The sequence below is a fragment of the Tenacibaculum sp. 1_MG-2023 genome, assembly GCF_030547425.1.
Taxonomy (GTDB): domain Bacteria; phylum Bacteroidota; class Bacteroidia; order Flavobacteriales; family Flavobacteriaceae; genus Polaribacter.
Genome location: NZ_JAUORH010000013.1, coordinates 24,348 through 41,603, shown reverse-complemented (window position 1 = coordinate 41,603; position 17,256 = coordinate 24,348). Strand labels below are relative to the sequence as shown.

Below are 17,256 nucleotides of genomic sequence, written 5' to 3'. Positions count from 1 at the left end.
TTTTTAAAGTTAGATCTAATGTTTTTTTCACTATCAGCAGTCTAAAAACTAAGCAATCATATTTATAAAATCTTGTTCCGAGATAATTGGAATTCCTAAACTTTCAGCCTTGATCAGTTTACTTGGCCCCATATTATCACCAGCTACAATATAAGTTGTTTTTTTAGAAATGGAACTCGACACCTTACCACCATTGTCTTCAATCGCTTTTTTAAGTTCAGTTCTACTCATTTGATGAAAAACTCCTGACACCACAAACACTTTTCCTACTAACTTATCTGTTTGACCTTCTAAGCTCTCTGCAGAAACTTCTAACTGAACTCCGTGCGATTTTAGTCGGTTAATTAAATCGATATTTCCTAAATCATTCGAAAAATCAATAATACTTTGTGCAATTCTATCACCAATTTCATCAACCGCAACAAGTGTTTCAAAATCAGCATTTAGTAAGTTATCTATCGACTTAAAATATTTTGCTAATTTTTTAGCTACAGTTTCTCCTACAAATCGGATTCCCAACGCAAACAACACTTTTTCGAACGGAGTTTCTTTTGATTTTTCAATTCCTTCAATCATATTTTGTGCTGACTTTTCTGCCATTCGTTCTAAAGGAATTATTTGTTCTACTGTTAAATCGTACAAGTCAGCATAGTTCTTTATCAATCCTCCTTTACGTAATAAATCCACTGTTTCACCTCCTAAACCATCAATATCCATGGCTTTCCTACTGATGAAGTGCTTGATTCTTCCTGTAATTTGTGGTGCACATCCAAATTCATTCGGACAATAATGTTTTGCATCTCCCTCAGTTCTCACCAATTCGGTATGACATTCTGGACAATGAGTTGCATATTGAGTTGGAACAGAATCCGCTGGACGTTTAGTTAAATCAACAGCAATGATTTTCGGAATAATTTCTCCTCCTTTTTCTACGAAAACCGTATCCCCTATTCGTACATCCAATTTTGCTATTTGATCTGCGTTGTGTAATGAAGCTCTTTTTACAATCGTTCCTGCCAATTGTATAGGTTCTAAGTTTGCTACTGGCGTAATTGCTCCTGTACGTCCTACTTGATAGGTAATTTCATTTAATATTGTTGAAACTTGCTCTGCTTTAAATTTATAAGCAATAGCCCAACGTGGTGCTTTTGAAGTATACCCTAATTCATCTTGTTGTTGGTATGAGTTTACTTTTACTACAACCCCGTCAGTTTCATAAGGTAATGTATGGCGTTTTACATCCCATTCCTTTACAAAGTTTAGCACCTCTTCTATAGATTTTGCTAAAGCAATCGTATCTGGAATTTTAAATCCTACTTTCCTAGCAGCTTCCAAGCTTTCAAAATGTGATGCATATTTACGCTCGGTTGTTACTACTTGGTACAACAAACAATCTAACGGACGCTTCGCAACCTCAGCACTATCTTGCAGTTTTAAACTTCCACTAGCGGTATTACGTGGATTTCTATACGGTTCTTCATCATTCGCAACACGCTCTTCATTCATTCTATGAAATCCCTCTAATGGCAAAATAATTTCTCCTCTCATTTCAAAATCAGTGACGAAATCACTATTAGGTAATAAAGGGATAGATTTTATGGTACGAATGTTAGTCGTTACGTTATCCCCTTGAAAACCATCTCCGCGAGTTACTGCTTGTACAAACTGACCATTTTCATAGGTAAGATTAATAGAAGCTCCATCGTATTTTAACTCGCAGGTATATTCGATATCTTCTGTTCCTAAAATTTTCTGAATACGCTTTTCCCAATCCAATAAATCTTCTTTAGAATAGGAGTTATCCAACGAATACATTCTATTTTTATGAGTAACAGTGTCAAAATTTTTGGTTACCTCTCCTCCTACTCGTTGTGTTGGTGAATTTGGATCGAAATATTCTGGATTTTCGTCTTCTAGCTGCTGAAGTTCTTTTAACTTAATATCAAAATCATAATCGGATATAGTTGGTGTATCCAACACATAATAACTATGATTGTGTGTATGTAACTCTTCTCTTAATTGTTGTATCTTCTCCTGAACTGTCATTAAATTATTTCCTAACGGTACCTGTAAAATGATTTATTTTTGAATTGATTGGGTTTCCTGATGCTCTTCTAAATGAAGCCAGTTGACCTGCATGCCAAATAGCATCGGCAATAGGTCCGTTAATAGCATTCCATAATGGAAATTCTTTTTCTCCAAAAATTATTTTGAATTGTGACACATCATCACTTTCTCTCAAAATATCACTGGCTTGTTTTAAGTTTTCTAAGGTTGTTTTTCTTTTTTCAGCAAATGTCATTTCTGACTTTAGTTTTTTATGAGGAACCTTTAACGCTGCATTTTTAATTACTTCCGACAAACTTAACACATGATCTATTGTTTCTCCTGTGGTTTTTGCTTCTACACTTGGTTTGTATTCTAAATCTTTTTCTGTTAAGCCTTCCGTTGCCCAATAATAACGAAAACCTAATCCATCTATCATCCTACTAATTACAGAACCTGAAGTGAACTCTTTGGCTTCTTTAGGTATTTCGTAATATGGTAATTTAGATTGTGCGTTTGTTGTTATTGCTGCAAATAACAATAGTAGTGGTGTAAGTACTGCCTTCATTTAATCTTATTTTTTGACGCTAATTTAAGGAAAAGATTTATGAGTAGTATATGTAAATATAACGCCTATTAAAAATAAAAAAACCGAGGCAATCCCTTACCTCGGTCGTTAAAAAATAAACTATTATGTGTATAGTTTATTTTTTTAACCACATAGTATAGATGGTTTCTTTATTTCTTGCTGAAACTAGCAACATTGTCTCGCTAATTTTTTCAATTTTTAAATTTTCTTCAAAACTTTCGTTATCAAACTCTAGCTCCTTAGCATCTGTAATTAGTTTCCATGTTCCGTTTTCTTCTTTATTACTCATCATTACATGATATCTTCCATCAGGACTTAATTCTAACCAATTTTTACCATCTGAAAACTCAAATTTTTCATTTCCAATTTTCATTGAATCTACAAACCATTTACCAGAAACTAGTGTTTTTAATTCTTGAGAATAACTTAGTGAAGTAGCACCAAGTATTAGAAATAGTAATACAATTACTTTTTTCATTGAGGGGAAATTTTTAAGGGGTTACTCTTCCTCAAATATACTAAAAAAGCCGAAGCAAATCAATGCTTCGGCCATTTTATCTGTTTTTAACCTATTTTAATAATAAGTATAACGACGTACTTTAGCAATATGTTTTGCTAAACGCATTACTTGATGTGAGTAACCGTACTCATTATCATACCATACGTAAATTACAATGGTATCTCCATCTGCAATTGTAGCCTTACTATCAAAAATAGACGGTGCTGTTGTTCCTACAATATCAGAAGACACTAATTCATTACTTAATGAGTATTGAATTTGCTCTACTAAATCTCCTTCTAACGCATATTGCTTCATGATAGCATTTACAGATTCAACTGTAGCTGGAGTTTTTAGCTGTAAGTTTAAGATAGCTAATGATCCGTTTGGTACTGGCACACGAATAGCACTTGAAGTTAACTTACCTGCTAATGCTGGTAATGCTTTTGCTACAGCTTTTCCTGCACCTGTTTCAGTAATTACCATGTTTAACGCAGCAGCTCTACCTCTACGGTATTTCTTGTGCATATTATCAACCAAGTTTTGGTCGTTTGTATATGCATGAATTGTTTCTAAGTGTCCTTTTTTAATTCCGAAATTATCTTCTAACACACTTAATACCGGTGTAATAGCATTAGTAGTACATGAAGCTGCCGAGAAAACATTGATATTATCAGGATTATTTTCTTCGTGGTTTACTCCGTGTACAATGTTAGGCACACCTGCTCCTGGAGCTGTTAATAACACTTTACTTGCTCCTTTTGCTTTTAAATGACGGTTTAATGCTTCTTCGTCTCTAAAAGCACCAGTGTTATCAATAATTAACGCATCGTTAATTCCGTATTGTGTATAGTCAATATCTTCAGGTTGCGCAGCAGAAATCATATATACAGTTGTACCGTTAATGATTAATGCATTATTATCAGCATCTACTTGAACTGTTCCTAAGAAATCTCCATGAACTGAATCTACACTTAATAAAGAAGCTCTTTTTTCTAGTACTGTTTGATCTATTTTACCACGAGTAACTACTGCTCTTAATCGTAATTGAGAACCTTTCCCCATCTTACTACTCAACTCACGAGCTAATAAACGTCCAATACGTCCAAAACCGTATAATACTACATCTTTTGGTTGAATGTTTTCTGTTTCAGTTGCATCTTTTAATTGCTCTTTTACAAAAGCTACCTTATCTGCTGATGCATCGTCTTGTAAATGATATTCGTACGCTAATTTACCAATATCTAATTTTGATGGTGGTAAATCAATCGATTGAATTGCTTTAGCTATTTCTAAAGCATCTTCTATTGTTATTGGCTTCGCTACAAATTCTTTAGCGTAGTCGATTAAGTTTAAAACCTCACTAGCTCTTTTATCTACTAATGGGTTTCTAAATAATACTAACTCGATAGATTTATCGTACCATAAATCGTTAACGATATTAATAAACTCAACCGTAGCTCTTCGAACTTGCGCTTGATTTACTACTTCTTTTTCGTAATTTGTTATTGTTGACATAGTTGTGTGTTAACTAAAATTAAAAAATTTGTGCAAAAATAGGTATTTCTTCTTTATTTCTTGTTGGTTTTACAAAAGAAAAAAGCCCTGTTAAAACGATTTTAACAAGGCTTTTTCTTTAAAGTATATTATTTATTCTTCTATAAACTTTTTAATACTAGGTATTAATACCTAAACCTTTCAATTTGACCAGATGGACTAATCATTTCTAATAAAAGCCTTTTACCACTACCATACGAACGATCTAACATACTAACAGCTTCTTTTGCATTACTTACTTTCTTTCCGTTAATTTTAGTCAAAATATATCCTTTCCCTACCTCAAACTGTTTGAATGCCATATTCTGAGTACTCTTTATCTTTGCTCCTCCATCTAATTTAAACTTTTTTCTATCTTCTTTTGTAAGGTCTTCAAACTCGGTTTGTAAAACTCTACTTACAGGTAACTTTATAAGCTTAGTTAGCTTAACCACTTTAGTTAATTCTTCTCCATCTCTATCAATTGTTACATTTACATATTCTCCAGGTCTTTTTGCTGTTAACTGTCCTTTTAAATCTGAGAACTTAGAAATCTTCACATTGTTTACATTCGTAATAACATCTCCTTCTTTTAACCCAGCTTTTTTAGCGCCTCCTTCTTCTAAAACTGCTCCTATTCTTACTCCTTCAATGTCTTTTGTTTCTGGATCTATACTAATTCCTAAAACAGCTTCTTGCACTGCTCCAAACTCTAACAAATCATCTACTACTTTTTTTGCAATATTAGATGGCACCGCAAATGAATACCCAATAAAAGAACCTGTTCTTGATGAAATAGCTGTGTTTATCCCAATCAATTCACCTCGCGTGTTTACCAAGGCTCCACCACTATTTCCTGGGTTTACAGCTGCGTCTGTCTGGATAAATGAGTCAATATTAGTATTTCCATCTAAGTCACGTCCTTTTGCACTTACAATACCTGCAGTAACCGTAGATGTTAGGTTATACGGGTTCCCTACTGCTAACACCCATTCTCCTACTTTTATATTATCAGAGTTTCCAAAAGGTAAATTTGGTAATTCAAAGTCAGCCTCTACTTTTAACAATGCGATATCATTTGCTTTATCTGCACCAATTAAAGTCGCTTTTAATTTCTTTTGATTATTCAACGTAATTTCAATATCATTTGCACCGTCTATTACATGGTTATTTGTTACAATATATCCATCAGGAGAAATAATAACACCGCTACCTGTTCCCACTTGTTCAAATTTCCTCGTACCGCTACCTCTACCATAAAACAGCTCCGCTAACGGATTTTGCTGTGTTCTTATTGATGTGTTTTTTACGTGTACAACTGCGTGTACCGTTTTATCAGCCGCCTCTGTAAAGTCAGTTGGCGTTGACGCTGAGTTTATTACTGTTGGCGTATAGCTTGCTTTTACTGTTTGCAGTGTTGGTTCTACCGCTCTCTCTACAATCACTTGCGGTTCTTCTATCAATACTTTATATCCTGCAAGTGCTATTGCGCCTCCTAAAATCGCAATTCCTAAAGTTCCAATAATTTTCTTCATATGCTTACAAAATTTTATACTTCAAATATACTATTTTAACATTTCAAGTAAATATGTTTAACTTCTATTTAACTGATTTTAACCGCTATTTAACAATCTTCTTTCCTTGATAAAATATGTATCTTTGTCCATTAATATGGATTTAGAATTTCACAAATATCAAGGAACAGGCAACGATTTTATCATGATTGATAATCGTTCAAAAACCTTTCCAAAAAACAAAACTGACATAATTGCAAAATTATGTGATAGACACTTTGGTATTGGTGCTGATGGTCTTATCTTACTTGAAGAAGATGACACTACCGATTTTAAGATGGTATATTATAATTCTGATGGTAATGAAAGTACTATGTGTGGTAATGGCGGACGTTGTATTGTAGCGTTTGCTCATAAACTCGGGATTTTCCAAACCGAAACTACTTTTATTGCTATTGACGGACTGCATCATGCCTCTATTCTTAACAATCGTGTTTCTTTACAAATGATTGATGTTGACAAGGTGAATATTTTTGACAAGCATGTTTTTACCGATACAGGGTCACCACATCATGTTCAATTGGTAAATAACCTTGCTGGTTATGATGTATTTTCAAATGGAAAAAAAATCAGAAATGAAATTTATGGTACCGAAGGTAGCAACGTTAATTTTGTAGAACAAATCACAAATAACACTTTTAAAGTACGTACCTACGAGCGTGGCGTAGAAAATGAGACTTTAGCCTGCGGAACGGGTGTTACTGCCGTTGCTATAGCCATGCATGCAACACAAAAAACAAACAGCTCTTCTATTATTTTACCTGTTGAAGGTGGAGAATTAGAAGTTTCTTTTAAAGAACAAAATGGAATCTATTCTGACGTCTTTTTAAAAGGACCAGCTACTTTTGTATTTAAAGGTAAAATAAATATTTAGTGCATACGTTAACTGGAACACATATCAAGTTAAGAGCCTTAGAACCTGAAGATTTAGAGTTTTTATTTCAAATTGAAAACAATGAATCTTTTTGGGAAGTGAGTCATACACAGACTCCTTTTTCTAAATTTTTACTGAAGCAATATTTAGAAAACGCTCACTTAGATATTTATGAAGCTAAACAATTACGTTTAATTATTGAAGAAAAATCTATAAATGAATCTATTGGTATGATAGATTTGTTCGATTTTAATCCGCAACATAAAAGAGCTGGTATCGGAATTTTAATCCACCCTGATTTTCAACAGAAAGGATTTGCTTCAGAAGCGCTTCAATTATTAATTAAATATTGTTTTACGCATTTGCATTTACATCAATTATATGCAAACATTACTGATGACAACATCAACAGTTTACACCTTTTTGAAAAACAAAACTTTAAACAAATTGGTGTTAAAAAAGATTGGATATTTCATAACGAAACATATAAAAACGAACTATTATTTCAACTAATAAATGAATAAGAAAATTATTTTAGGAGGTATTGCTGCTATTTTTTTAATTGGCGGAATTATTGGTTTTAACTACTATCAAAAAATATTTGGTAAAGCAGTTATTAAAAACGGTGCTATATATATAGGTTCTAATACTTCTTTTGTAGACGTAAAAAAACAACTTTCTGAGTTTGTTAAACATCCTGAAAATTTTGTATGGGTTGCTGAAAAGAAGAAATTCACAAAACCTAAAGGTGGAAAGTACCTATTAAAAAAAGGTATGAACATGAATGATGTTGTAAACCTTTTAAGAAGTGGAAATCAAACACCAATTACTTTATCTTTCAACAATCAAGACACCTTAGAAAAATTAGCAGGAAGGATTGCTGAACAAATCGAAGCAGATTCTATTACTCTTTTACAAGCTATGAAAGATCCTTCTTTTTTAGCAACTAATAATCTTACTGAAAAATCAGCTTTAGGAATATACATCCCAAATAGTTATGAACTTTACTGGAATACTTCCGCAGAAAAATTCCGTGACAAAATGTTACATGAGTACAATCGTTTTTGGACTTCTGCAAGATTAGAAAAGGCTAAAAAACTAAATCTTTCAAAAGAAGAAGTAATTACTCTAGCTTCTATCGTTCAAAAAGAAACAGCTAAAAAAGCAGAACGTCCTATTGTTGCAGGTTTATACTTGAATAGATTAAAAGATAATTGGCCTTTACAAGCTGACCCTACAGTTATATACGCTATTAAAGAAGTTAAAGGACAAGATTTTGTTGTAAAAAGAGTTTTAAACAAAGATTTAGTAATAAACTCTCCTTACAATACTTATAAAAACACTGGACTTCCTCCTACTCTAATTGCAATGCCAGATATTTCATCTATTGACGCTGTTTTAAATCATCAAAAACACAATTATTACTATATGTGTGCAAGTGTTGATAAGATTGGCTTTCATGAATTTGCTAACTCTTTAGCACAGCATAATCGAAATGCAGTGAAATATCAACAATGGATAAATCAACAAGGTATAAAGAGATAAATTAACAAAATTTTATTCTTATCAATTTCAACAAAACATTATCAAAAAGTTAATGTAAAATAGTTTTTTTTGGTTTTTACCTAAAAAAAATACAGGAAAACAACTTAATCATCAATAGTTAAAAAACTGTAAATTATTGATTCATAGTCTGTTATAAAAAATTACCGTATCTTTGCCTCGCTAAACAGAAAGTAATTAATTATCAGATATTTAGTATTAGTATTTTTAGGATTTGTATTCTTAACTAGTTTTACAGAGACTACAACTAAAAAAGAAAAAACTACCATAACCCCAACACCTATTCATAAGGTAGAGAAGGTTAACATTCCTTTTTTATTAAGGGATTTTGTAGGATTTAAAGAAGCCTTAGCTTTTAAAGAATCGCAAGGAAAATACAGAGTAGTTAACACACTTGGATATTTAGGAAAATACCAATTTGGTAAAGAAACCCTAAAGAGGTTCAGAATTTACAACACTACTCATTTTCTTAAAACACCAGAATTACAAGAGCGTACATTTGCAGCATACTGTAAATTAAACAAGTGGATTTTAAGAAAAGACATTAAAAGAAGTGTTGGTAAAACCATTAACGGAGTTAAAATAACCGAATCTGGTATTTTAGCAGCAGCGCACTTAAGTGGCGCCGGTAATGTAAAAAAGTTCTTACGTTCAAATGGATCTATCCGTTTTAACGATGCCTATGGAACCTCTATACAATCATACCTTAAAAAGTTTGCTGGTTATGATGTTTCCAACATCAAAGCCAACAAAAAACCAACGGTTTAACTGATAAGAAAATATTAAAAAGTAAAAGCATCGATTAAATCGATGCTTTTTTTATTTATGAATGATAAAAATTGCTGGTCGTTTATGTAAATCAGTCTTTATATGCTTCCATTCTTTTACCGTTAGTGTTTTAATATATTCTGTTGGAAGCGTAATATCACACGCCACGCAAACTCTTGTATCTGGTGATAAAGTAGCTCGCAAATCATCCAGCATTTTTTCATTTCTATAAGGAGTTTCAATAAAAAGTTGTGATTGATTTTTCTCTTTTGAAAGTTTTTCTAAATCTTTAATCGCTCTTTTTCTATCTGACTTATCAATAGGTAAATATCCATTAAACGCAAAACTTTGCCCATTCATACCAGAAGCCATAATTGCCAATAAGATAGATGAAGGTCCTACCAATGGAACCACCTGAATCCCTTTTTGATGCGCTAACTTCACAATACTTGCCCCTGGATCTGCTACTGCTGGCACGCCTGCTTCTGAAAGTAATCCTACAGATATTCCTTTCTCACAAGCATCTAAGTAATTCTTAGTTTCTAAATCATCAGAATACTTATCTAACAACATCAACTCCAATGACGGTTGTGATTTTGTTGGCGTAATTCTTTTAATAAATCTTCGAGCAGACTTTTCATTTTCAACAATAAAGCAGTTTAATTGTTCTACTACTTTTTTTACTGATAATGGCATTACCTCTAATGGTTCAGTATCACCTAACGTTGTAGGAATCAAGTATAATTTACCTTTCATTATTTCTGTTCTAATTTTGAAGCTATAATTTCACACGCTTCATCTAACATTTTATATACATTTTCAAAACCTTGATCTCCTCCATAATACGGATCTGGGACATTCCTGTTTTCATTAGGATACAATTCGTTCAGAATCATCTTTACTTTTTCATGTTCCTCTTCATTTTCAGACAAAGCTATAATATCACCATAATTACTCTGATCCATTGCAAAAATCATGTCAAACTTTTCAAAATCAGTTTTTATAAATTTTCTTGAACGCTGACCGGTAATATCTATCTCATACTTTTTAGCCACTTCAATAGAACGCTTATCAGGCAACTCACCTACATGGTAACCTGCGGTTCCCGCAGAATCAACTAAAAATTTTTTTGATGACAATTTTGATTGCAAAATACCCTCAGCAAGCGGAGATCGGCAAATATTACCTAAACAAACCATTAATATTTTTTTCATACTCATAAAAAAACCTCACTAGGTGAGGTTCATTATTTATAAAGTTAACTTTTTCGTTAAGTCTTCTACATACTTTTTAAACTGCTTATCAGTTTCAGTCAAGTTATCTACAGTTTTGCACGCATGCAATACAGTAGCGTGATCTCTTTTACCTATTTGACTTCCAATACTTGCTAACGACGACTTTGTCATACGTTTTGCAAAATACATAGCCAACTGACGTGCTTGTACAATATGTCGTTTACGTGTTTTTGATTGTAACGTTGCTACATCCATATCAAAGTATTTTGATACAACTTTTTGAATGTAATCAATAGACAGTTCTTTTTTCGTGTTCTTTACAAATTTATCTACAATCTGTTTTGCTAACTCAATTGTAAACTCTTTTCTATTAAAAGAAGCCTGAGCTATCATTGAAATTATCACCCCTTCTAACTCACGAACATTTGATTTGATATTTTTAGCAATATACTCTACAATTTCTTCTGGCATCTCAACACCATCTCTATATAATTTGTTTTGTAAGATAGAAATTCTTGTTTCATAATCAGGAGCTTGTAATTCAGCGGACAACCCCCATTTAAAACGAGATAATAAGCGTTGTTCAATATCTTGCATATCAACAGGTGCCTTATCTGAAGTTAAAATAACCTGTTTTCCGTTTTGATGTAAATGGTTAAAAATATGGAAGAAAACATCTTGCGTACCTGATTTTCCTGATAAAAACTGTACATCATCAATAATCAATACATCAATCATTTGATAGAAATGAATAAAGTCATTTCTTGTATTCGATTTTACCGAATCTATAAATTGTTGTGTAAATTTTTCAGAAGAAATATATAACACAGTCTTATCTGGATATTTATCCTTTATCTCAACACCAATAGCATGAGCCAAGTGTGTTTTTCCTAACCCAACCCCACCATATACTAACAATGGGTTAAATGAAGTTCCTCCTGGTTTGTTTGCAACAGCCATACCTGCAGAACGTGCCAATCGATTAGAATCACCTTCAACAAAATTCACAAAGTTGTAATTTGGATTTAATTGAGACTCTATCTTTACCTTTTGTAGCCCAGGAATAACAAATGGATTTTTTAGTTCTCGTTTTGACTCTAACGGAACTGTTACCTTTTGTGGTTTTAAAGGGTTACGGTTTGAACTAGGTATTTTTACTGTTTGCGGACTATTACTGCTGTACGTATTTTCCATACGTACATCGTAAATTAATTTTGCATCACTTCCTAACTGACGAACCAAAGCTACTCTTAACAGTTTTATGTAATGCTCTTCTAGCCACTCATAAAAAAACTTACTAGGAACCTGAACCGTCAATGCTTCCCCTGCCAATTTAATTGGCTTTATAGGCTCAAACCAAGTTTTATATGCCTGCGGCTTAATGTTGTCTTTTATAAAAGACAAACATTCCATCCAAACTGAATCGGCTGTTTTAGTCATATGCGGTAAAAATCAAATTTTTAGTTGTTAATTTTTATTCAGATTTAGGGGACACCAAACACCAATGTCTGGGCGAACAAAAGTGTGAATAAATTTCAGTATAAAAAAATCAAATCACTATTGACTTTTATTTATTTTTTGCGTATTGTTAGTCAAATTAAAATAAATTAATCTTTTGCAAAAACATTACACATCTATACGTGTTCGGTATGCTGAAACTGATCAAATGGGAGTAGTTTATCACGGAAACTACGCACAATTTTTTGAGATTGGTCGTACCGAATGGTTACGTTCTCTGGGCGTTACTTACAAATATATGGAAAAAACAGGAATCATGTTGCCTGTTATTTCTTTATCTTGTAACTTTAAAAAATCAGCATTATACGATGATGAATTAACCATTACAACCATTTTAAAAAAAACACCTTCAGTAAAAATTGAATTCGACTATGAAATTACCAATCAGAATAACGAACTTATTTCAACTGGAAACACCGTGTTAGCATTTATTAACAATAAGACAAAAAAACCGATGCGTTGTCCTGATTATATTTTAGATAAATTAGCTATCTTAAAATAGTTAATCAAACAAGTAAAAACATATGAAAATATATACTAAAACAGGTGATAAAGGTACCACTGCCCTATTTGGAGGCACTCGAGTTCCAAAACACCATTTAAGAATAGAAAGCTATGGAACCGTTGACGAACTCAACTCTTACATTGGGTTAATTAGAGATCAAAACATTAACGACATTTTAAAAAAGAAATTAACAAAAATCCAAAGCGATTTATTCACATTAGGAGCAATGTTAGCTACACCACCAGAAAAAGAAACTTTAAAAAGTGGCAAAGAACGCTTAAACATTCCTAAAATTAATGAAGAGTCAATTCAGTTTTTAGAAGACGATATTGACCTTATGAATAAGGACCTACCCCAAATGACACACTTTGTATTACCAGGCGGCCATCAAACCGTGTCATTTTGTCACATAGCACGCTGCGTATGCCGTAGATCGGAACGATTAGCTGTGGCTTTAAATGAAGAAGAAACAATTAGTGAAACTGTTTTAAAGTATTTAAACCGACTTTCTGACTACCTTTTTGTGTTGGCACGAAAGTTGACTCAAGACTTACAAGCTGAGGAAATTAAATGGATTCCTGAAAAGTTTTAACTAAGTTCTTTAATTATTGATTTCACATTTTTTAAAAAAAACTTGACTTTCTACAAAAAAAAATTATTTTTGCGGAAATCTTATTAAACAGATAAAGAAATGTATTGGACACTTGAATTAGCATCTTATTTAGCAGATGCACCCTGGCCTGCAACTAAAGACGAATTAATTGATTATGCTATTCGTACTGGAGCACCGTTAGAAGTGGTAGAAAACTTACAAGATATCGAAGATGAAGGTGAGGCGTACGATTCTATTATTGAAATCTGGCCAGATTACCCAACAGAAGAAGATTATCTTTGGAATGAAGATGAATACTAATAAAATACAATCTTAAAAGTCTCTGTTACAGAGGCTTTTTTTTTGCTTACTTTTAAGCACCTTATAAAACAACTATAAAACGCTAATTAAAAACAACTTAATTAGCTATAAAACAATATTTTACAAATGAGCGTTTTAAATTCGATTATAAAACTGTTTGTTGGAGACAAACAACAAAAAGACCTAAAATCACTACAGCCGATCGTTGAAAAGGTACGATCTTTTGAAAATTCATTAAGCAGTTTATCAAATGATGAATTACGGGCAAAAACAATCGAATTTAAATCGAAAATTAATGATGCTACGAAATCTTTTCTTGACAAAATAACTGAACTTGAGGAAGAAGCTAAAAGTGCAGACATCGATCGTCAAGAAGAAATTTATACAGAAATAGACAAATTGAAAGATGAAGCCTACCAAGCTTCTGAAGCTGTTTTACTAAACATTATGCCAGAAGCTTTTGCTGTTGTAAAAGAAACTGCGAAACGTTTTACCAAAAACACAGAATTAGAAGTTACCGCTACTCCTTTCGATAGAGAATTATCAGCTACTAGAGAACATATTACTTTAGAAGAAGACAAAGCTTTTTGGGCTAACTCATGGGATGCTGCTGGTAAAGAAGTAATTTGGGACATGATTCATTATGATGTTCAGTTAATCGGTGGATCAGTTTTACACCAAGGTAAAATCGCCGAAATGATGACAGGAGAAGGTAAAACGTTAGTTTCTACCCTTCCTGTATACCTAAATGCCTTAACGGGTAACGGAGTACACGTTGTTACTGTAAATGATTACTTAGCAAAACGTGACCGTGCGTGGATGGCTCCAATTTTTGAGTTCCACGGATTAAGTACAGACTGTATTGATTTTCACCAACCAAACTCTGAAGCACGTAGAGAAGCTTATAATGCAGACATCACTTATGGAACCAATAACGAATTTGGATTCGATTACTTACGTGATAACATGGCAAACTCTAGGAAAGACTTAGTACAACGTGCGCCAAACTACGCTATTATTGACGAGGTGGATTCTGTTTTAATTGATGATGCTCGTACACCATTAATTATTTCTGGACCAGTACCACAAGGAGATACTCATGAGTTTAATGAGTTAAAACCTTTGGTAGCTGATTTAGTTTCACTTCAAAATAAATATTTAGTAGGTGTTTTAGCAGAAGCAAAACGTTTAATTAAAGAAGGTGATACTAAAGAAGGTGGTTTCTTATTATTAAGAGTTTACAGAGGACTTCCAAAAAACAAAGCCTTAATTAAGTTTTTATCACAAGAAGGAGTTAAACAAATTCTTCAAAAGACTGAAAACTTTTACATGCAAGACAACAATAAGCTAATGCCTGAAGTTGATGCAGAGTTATGGTTTACCATTGAAGAAAAAAATAATCAAATTGACTTAACTGATAAAGGTATAGCACACCTTTCTGATATCACAAAAAATGAAACTTTCTTTGTTTTACCAGATATTAGTGTAAAAGTTGGTCAAATAGATAACAGTGATGCTACTCCTGAAGAAAAAGCAGATCAAAAAGAAGAATTATATCGTGAGTTTAGTATAAAAAGCGAACGTATCCACACAATGAATCAACTTTTAAAAGCGTATTCAGTTTTTGAAAAAGATGTGGAATATGTTGTGATGGATAATAAAGTAATGATTGTAGATGAGCAAACAGGTCGTATTATGGACGGTCGTCGTTACTCTGACGGATTACACCAAGCCATTGAAGCGAAAGAGAATGTAAAAATTGAAGACGCTACGCAAACATTTGCTACTGTTACTTTACAAAACTACTTTAGAATGTATCGCAAGTTATCTGGTATGACGGGTACAGCGATTACAGAAGCAGGTGAATTCTGGGAAATTTACAAATTAGACGTTGTTGAAATACCAACCAACAGACCTATTCAAAGAGACGACAAACAAGATTTAGTTTATAAAACTACGCGTGAAAAATACAACGCGGTAATTGAAGACATTGTAAAATTAGTCGGAGAAGGAAGACCAGTATTAGTGGGTACTACTTCGGTTGAAATTTCTGAATTGTTAGGAAGAATGTTACAAATTCGTAAAATTCCTCACAATATCTTAAATGCAAAATTACACAAAAGAGAAGCAGATGTAGTTGCAGAAGCAGGTAAACCTGGTGTTGTTACTATTGCAACTAACATGGCTGGTCGTGGTACCGATATTAAATTATCTGACGAAGTAAAAGCAGCAGGTGGTTTAGCTATTATTGGTACAGAACGTCATGATTCTCGTCGTGTAGACCGTCAGTTACGTGGTCGTGCAGGACGTCAAGGAGATGTTGGTTCTTCTCAATTCTATGTAGCTTTAGACGATAACTTAATGCGTTTATTTGGTTCAGATAGAATTGCAAAAATGATGGATAGAATGGGATTAAAAGAAGGTGAAGTAATTCAGCATTCTATGATTTCAAAATCTATTGAAAGAGCGCAAAAGAAAGTTGAAGAAAACAACTTTGGTATTCGTAAGCGTTTATTAGAATATGATGATATTATGAACGCACAACGTGAGTTTGTATACAAACGTCGTCGTCATGCCTTAGACGGAAAACGTTTACAAATTGACATTGCAAATATGATTTATGATACTTGTGATTCAATTGTAAGACAAAACAAAGAAGCTAAAGATTTCCAAAACTTTGAGTTCGAATTAATCCGTTTCTCTGCAATGACTTCTCCTTTTTCTGAAGAAGAATTCAATAAAACATCAGAGCAAGATTTAATTGACAAGCTATACAAAATAGTAACAGAACACTACAAAAACGACGCAGAAAGAAATGCTGAAAACGCGTTCCCAGTAATTAAAAATGTTTTTGAAAACGAAGGTGATCGTTACGAACGTATTGTGGTTCCTTTTACTGATGGTACTAAAAACTTACAAGTAGTTACCAACTTAAAAGAAGCTTACGAAAGTGAAGGAAAATCATTAATAAACGACTTTGAAAAAAACATCACCTTAGCAATTATTGATGAAAACTGGAAGGATCACTTACGTAAAATGGACGAGTTAAAGCAAACTGTTCAAAATGCTACGTACGAACAAAAAGATCCTTTATTAGTTTATAAGTTTGAAGCTTTCGAGTTATTCCAAGAAACGATTGATAAAGTAAACAAAGAAGTTTTATCTTTCTTATTTAAAGGAAAGCTACCAAGTCAAGAAGCTTCACAAGTATCAGAAGCTCGTGAAGAACAACGTGAGCAATTAGATTTACGTAAAGACGAAGTTCAAAACTCTACTCAACAAGCTATTAGCAATGCTCGTAACCAACAAACTCAAGAACAACAAGTAGTAGAAACTGTTGTGCGTGAGCAGCCAAAAATTGGTCGTAACGAAAAGGTTACCATCAAAAATGTAATGTCTGGTGAAGAGAAAGAAGTTAAGTACAAACAAGCTATTCCTTTATTAGAAAAAGGAGAATGGGTATTGTACAACAAATAATATTAAAACAAATTATATATAAAAAGCTCGGTAAAAACCGAGCTTTTTACTTTTTCATAACCTTTACAACACTTTTCAGTAAAGATTTTATTACTAACACTTTATAATTACTTCACTTTTTAAAAACATTCGAAAAGTAACTTTGATAAACATCGAAGT

16 protein-coding genes are annotated in these 17,256 nt (G+C 32.9%); 8 read left to right on the top strand and 8 right to left on the bottom strand.

Translation table 11 applies throughout. The annotated features are described in order from the left end of the window. Window positions 1–48: 48 nt before the first annotated feature. The 5 genes from ligA to Q4517_RS10175 form a co-directional block, all read right to left on the bottom strand. The gene (gene ligA / locus Q4517_RS10195; protein ID WP_303508809.1) at window positions 49–2,046 is read right to left on the bottom strand and encodes an NAD-dependent DNA ligase LigA; all 1,998 of its coding nucleotides are present in this window, start codon (window positions 2,044–2,046) and stop codon (window positions 49–51) included. 4 nt (window positions 2,047–2,050) lie between these two features. After that, window positions 2,051–2,614: a hypothetical protein gene (locus Q4517_RS10190; RefSeq protein WP_303508807.1), complete on the bottom strand. Its 564-nt coding sequence runs from the start codon at window positions 2,612–2,614 to the stop codon at window positions 2,051–2,053. Between the two features lie 136 nt (window positions 2,615–2,750). Then, window positions 2,751–3,113: a hypothetical protein gene (locus Q4517_RS10185; RefSeq protein ID WP_303508805.1), complete on the bottom strand. Its 363-nt coding sequence runs from the start codon at window positions 3,111–3,113 to the stop codon at window positions 2,751–2,753. Between the two features lie 96 nt (window positions 3,114–3,209). After that, complete coding sequence (locus Q4517_RS10180) at window positions 3,210–4,652, bottom strand: glyceraldehyde-3-phosphate dehydrogenase (RefSeq protein ID WP_303508802.1); 1,443 nt, start codon at window positions 4,650–4,652, stop codon at window positions 3,210–3,212. Between the two features lie 164 nt (window positions 4,653–4,816). After that, entirely contained in the window at window positions 4,817–6,205 is a 1,389-nt protein-coding gene (locus tag Q4517_RS10175) for a trypsin-like peptidase domain-containing protein (RefSeq protein WP_303508800.1), read from the bottom strand. Between the two features lie 136 nt (window positions 6,206–6,341). On the opposite strand from Q4517_RS10175, the gene dapF reads away from it, so the two are divergent. From dapF to Q4517_RS10155, 4 genes are all read left to right on the top strand, one after another. Further along, the gene (gene dapF / locus Q4517_RS10170; RefSeq protein ID WP_303508797.1) at window positions 6,342–7,118 is read left to right on the top strand and encodes a diaminopimelate epimerase; all 777 of its coding nucleotides are present in this window, start codon (window positions 6,342–6,344) and stop codon (window positions 7,116–7,118) included. After that, window positions 7,118–7,642 (top strand): GNAT family N-acetyltransferase, encoded by a 525-nt coding sequence (locus Q4517_RS10165; protein WP_303508796.1) that lies wholly within the window; start codon window positions 7,118–7,120, stop codon window positions 7,640–7,642. Before dapF ends, Q4517_RS10165 begins: the two co-directional genes overlap by 1 nt. Further along, on the top strand, window positions 7,635–8,663 hold the full coding sequence (mltG, locus tag Q4517_RS10160; RefSeq protein WP_303508793.1) for an endolytic transglycosylase MltG: 1,029 nt from the start codon (window positions 7,635–7,637) through the stop codon (window positions 8,661–8,663). Before Q4517_RS10165 ends, mltG begins: the two co-directional genes overlap by 8 nt. A 201-nt stretch (window positions 8,664–8,864) precedes the next feature. Beyond that, window positions 8,865–9,449, top strand: a complete 585-nt coding sequence (locus Q4517_RS10155; RefSeq protein WP_408034054.1) for a peptidoglycan-binding protein LysM — start codon at window positions 8,865–8,867, stop codon at window positions 9,447–9,449. Between the two features lie 51 nt (window positions 9,450–9,500). Here Q4517_RS10155 and Q4517_RS10150 read toward each other — a convergent pair whose 3' ends face one another. From Q4517_RS10150 to dnaA, 3 genes are read right to left on the bottom strand one after another with little or no spacing between them, the layout of a single operon-like run. Continuing rightward, window positions 9,501–10,205, bottom strand: a complete 705-nt coding sequence (locus tag Q4517_RS10150) for an SAM-dependent methyltransferase (RefSeq protein ID WP_303508791.1) — start codon at window positions 10,203–10,205, stop codon at window positions 9,501–9,503. After that, window positions 10,205–10,663, bottom strand: coding sequence for a low molecular weight protein-tyrosine-phosphatase (locus Q4517_RS10145; RefSeq protein WP_303508789.1), 459 nt, complete (start codon window positions 10,661–10,663; stop codon window positions 10,205–10,207). The genes Q4517_RS10150 and Q4517_RS10145 overlap by 1 nt, the downstream gene beginning before the upstream one ends. A 36-nt stretch (window positions 10,664–10,699) precedes the next feature. Continuing rightward, window positions 10,700–12,124 (bottom strand): chromosomal replication initiator protein DnaA, encoded by a 1,425-nt coding sequence (dnaA, locus tag Q4517_RS10140; protein WP_115901174.1) that lies wholly within the window; start codon window positions 12,122–12,124, stop codon window positions 10,700–10,702. A gap of 175 nt (window positions 12,125–12,299) precedes the next feature. On the opposite strand from dnaA, the gene Q4517_RS10135 reads away from it, so the two are divergent. From Q4517_RS10135 to secA, 4 genes are all read left to right on the top strand, one after another. Next, complete coding sequence (locus tag Q4517_RS10135; RefSeq protein WP_303508784.1) at window positions 12,300–12,704, top strand: thioesterase family protein; 405 nt, start codon at window positions 12,300–12,302, stop codon at window positions 12,702–12,704. Window positions 12,705–12,726: 22 nt separating this feature from the next. Further along, on the top strand, window positions 12,727–13,299 hold the full coding sequence (locus Q4517_RS10130; protein ID WP_303508781.1) for a cob(I)yrinic acid a,c-diamide adenosyltransferase: 573 nt from the start codon (window positions 12,727–12,729) through the stop codon (window positions 13,297–13,299). Between the two features lie 99 nt (window positions 13,300–13,398). Then, window positions 13,399–13,620 (top strand): DUF2795 domain-containing protein, encoded by a 222-nt coding sequence (locus tag Q4517_RS10125; protein WP_047789198.1) that lies wholly within the window; start codon window positions 13,399–13,401, stop codon window positions 13,618–13,620. Window positions 13,621–13,746: 126 nt separating this feature from the next. Beyond that, window positions 13,747–17,097: a preprotein translocase subunit SecA gene (secA, locus tag Q4517_RS10120; protein WP_303508774.1), complete on the top strand. Its 3,351-nt coding sequence runs from the start codon at window positions 13,747–13,749 to the stop codon at window positions 17,095–17,097. Window positions 17,098–17,256: the final 159 nt, after the last annotated feature.

Coding starts and splice junctions, on each gene's coding strand:
- ligA (WP_303508809.1), bottom strand. CDS start 2,046: ATGACAGTTCAGGAGAAGATACAACAATTAAGAGAAGAGTTACATACA.
- Q4517_RS10190 (WP_303508807.1), bottom strand. CDS start 2,614: ATGAAGGCAGTACTTACACCACTACTATTGTTATTTGCAGCAATAACA.
- Q4517_RS10185 (WP_303508805.1), bottom strand. CDS start 3,113: ATGAAAAAAGTAATTGTATTACTATTTCTAATACTTGGTGCTACTTCA.
- Q4517_RS10180 (WP_303508802.1), bottom strand. CDS start 4,652: ATGTCAACAATAACAAATTACGAAAAAGAAGTAGTAAATCAAGCGCAA.
- Q4517_RS10175 (WP_303508800.1), bottom strand. CDS start 6,205: ATGAAGAAAATTATTGGAACTTTAGGAATTGCGATTTTAGGAGGCGCA.
- dapF (WP_303508797.1), top strand. CDS start 6,342: ATGGATTTAGAATTTCACAAATATCAAGGAACAGGCAACGATTTTATC.
- mltG (WP_303508793.1), top strand. CDS start 7,635: ATGAATAAGAAAATTATTTTAGGAGGTATTGCTGCTATTTTTTTAATT.
- Q4517_RS10150 (WP_303508791.1), bottom strand. CDS start 10,205: ATGAAAGGTAAATTATACTTGATTCCTACAACGTTAGGTGATACTGAA.
- Q4517_RS10145 (WP_303508789.1), bottom strand. CDS start 10,663: ATGAAAAAAATATTAATGGTTTGTTTAGGTAATATTTGCCGATCTCCG.
- dnaA (WP_115901174.1), bottom strand. CDS start 12,124: ATGACTAAAACAGCCGATTCAGTTTGGATGGAATGTTTGTCTTTTATA.
- Q4517_RS10130 (WP_303508781.1), top strand. CDS start 12,727: ATGAAAATATATACTAAAACAGGTGATAAAGGTACCACTGCCCTATTT.
- Q4517_RS10125 (WP_047789198.1), top strand. CDS start 13,399: ATGTATTGGACACTTGAATTAGCATCTTATTTAGCAGATGCACCCTGG.
- secA (WP_303508774.1), top strand. CDS start 13,747: ATGAGCGTTTTAAATTCGATTATAAAACTGTTTGTTGGAGACAAACAA.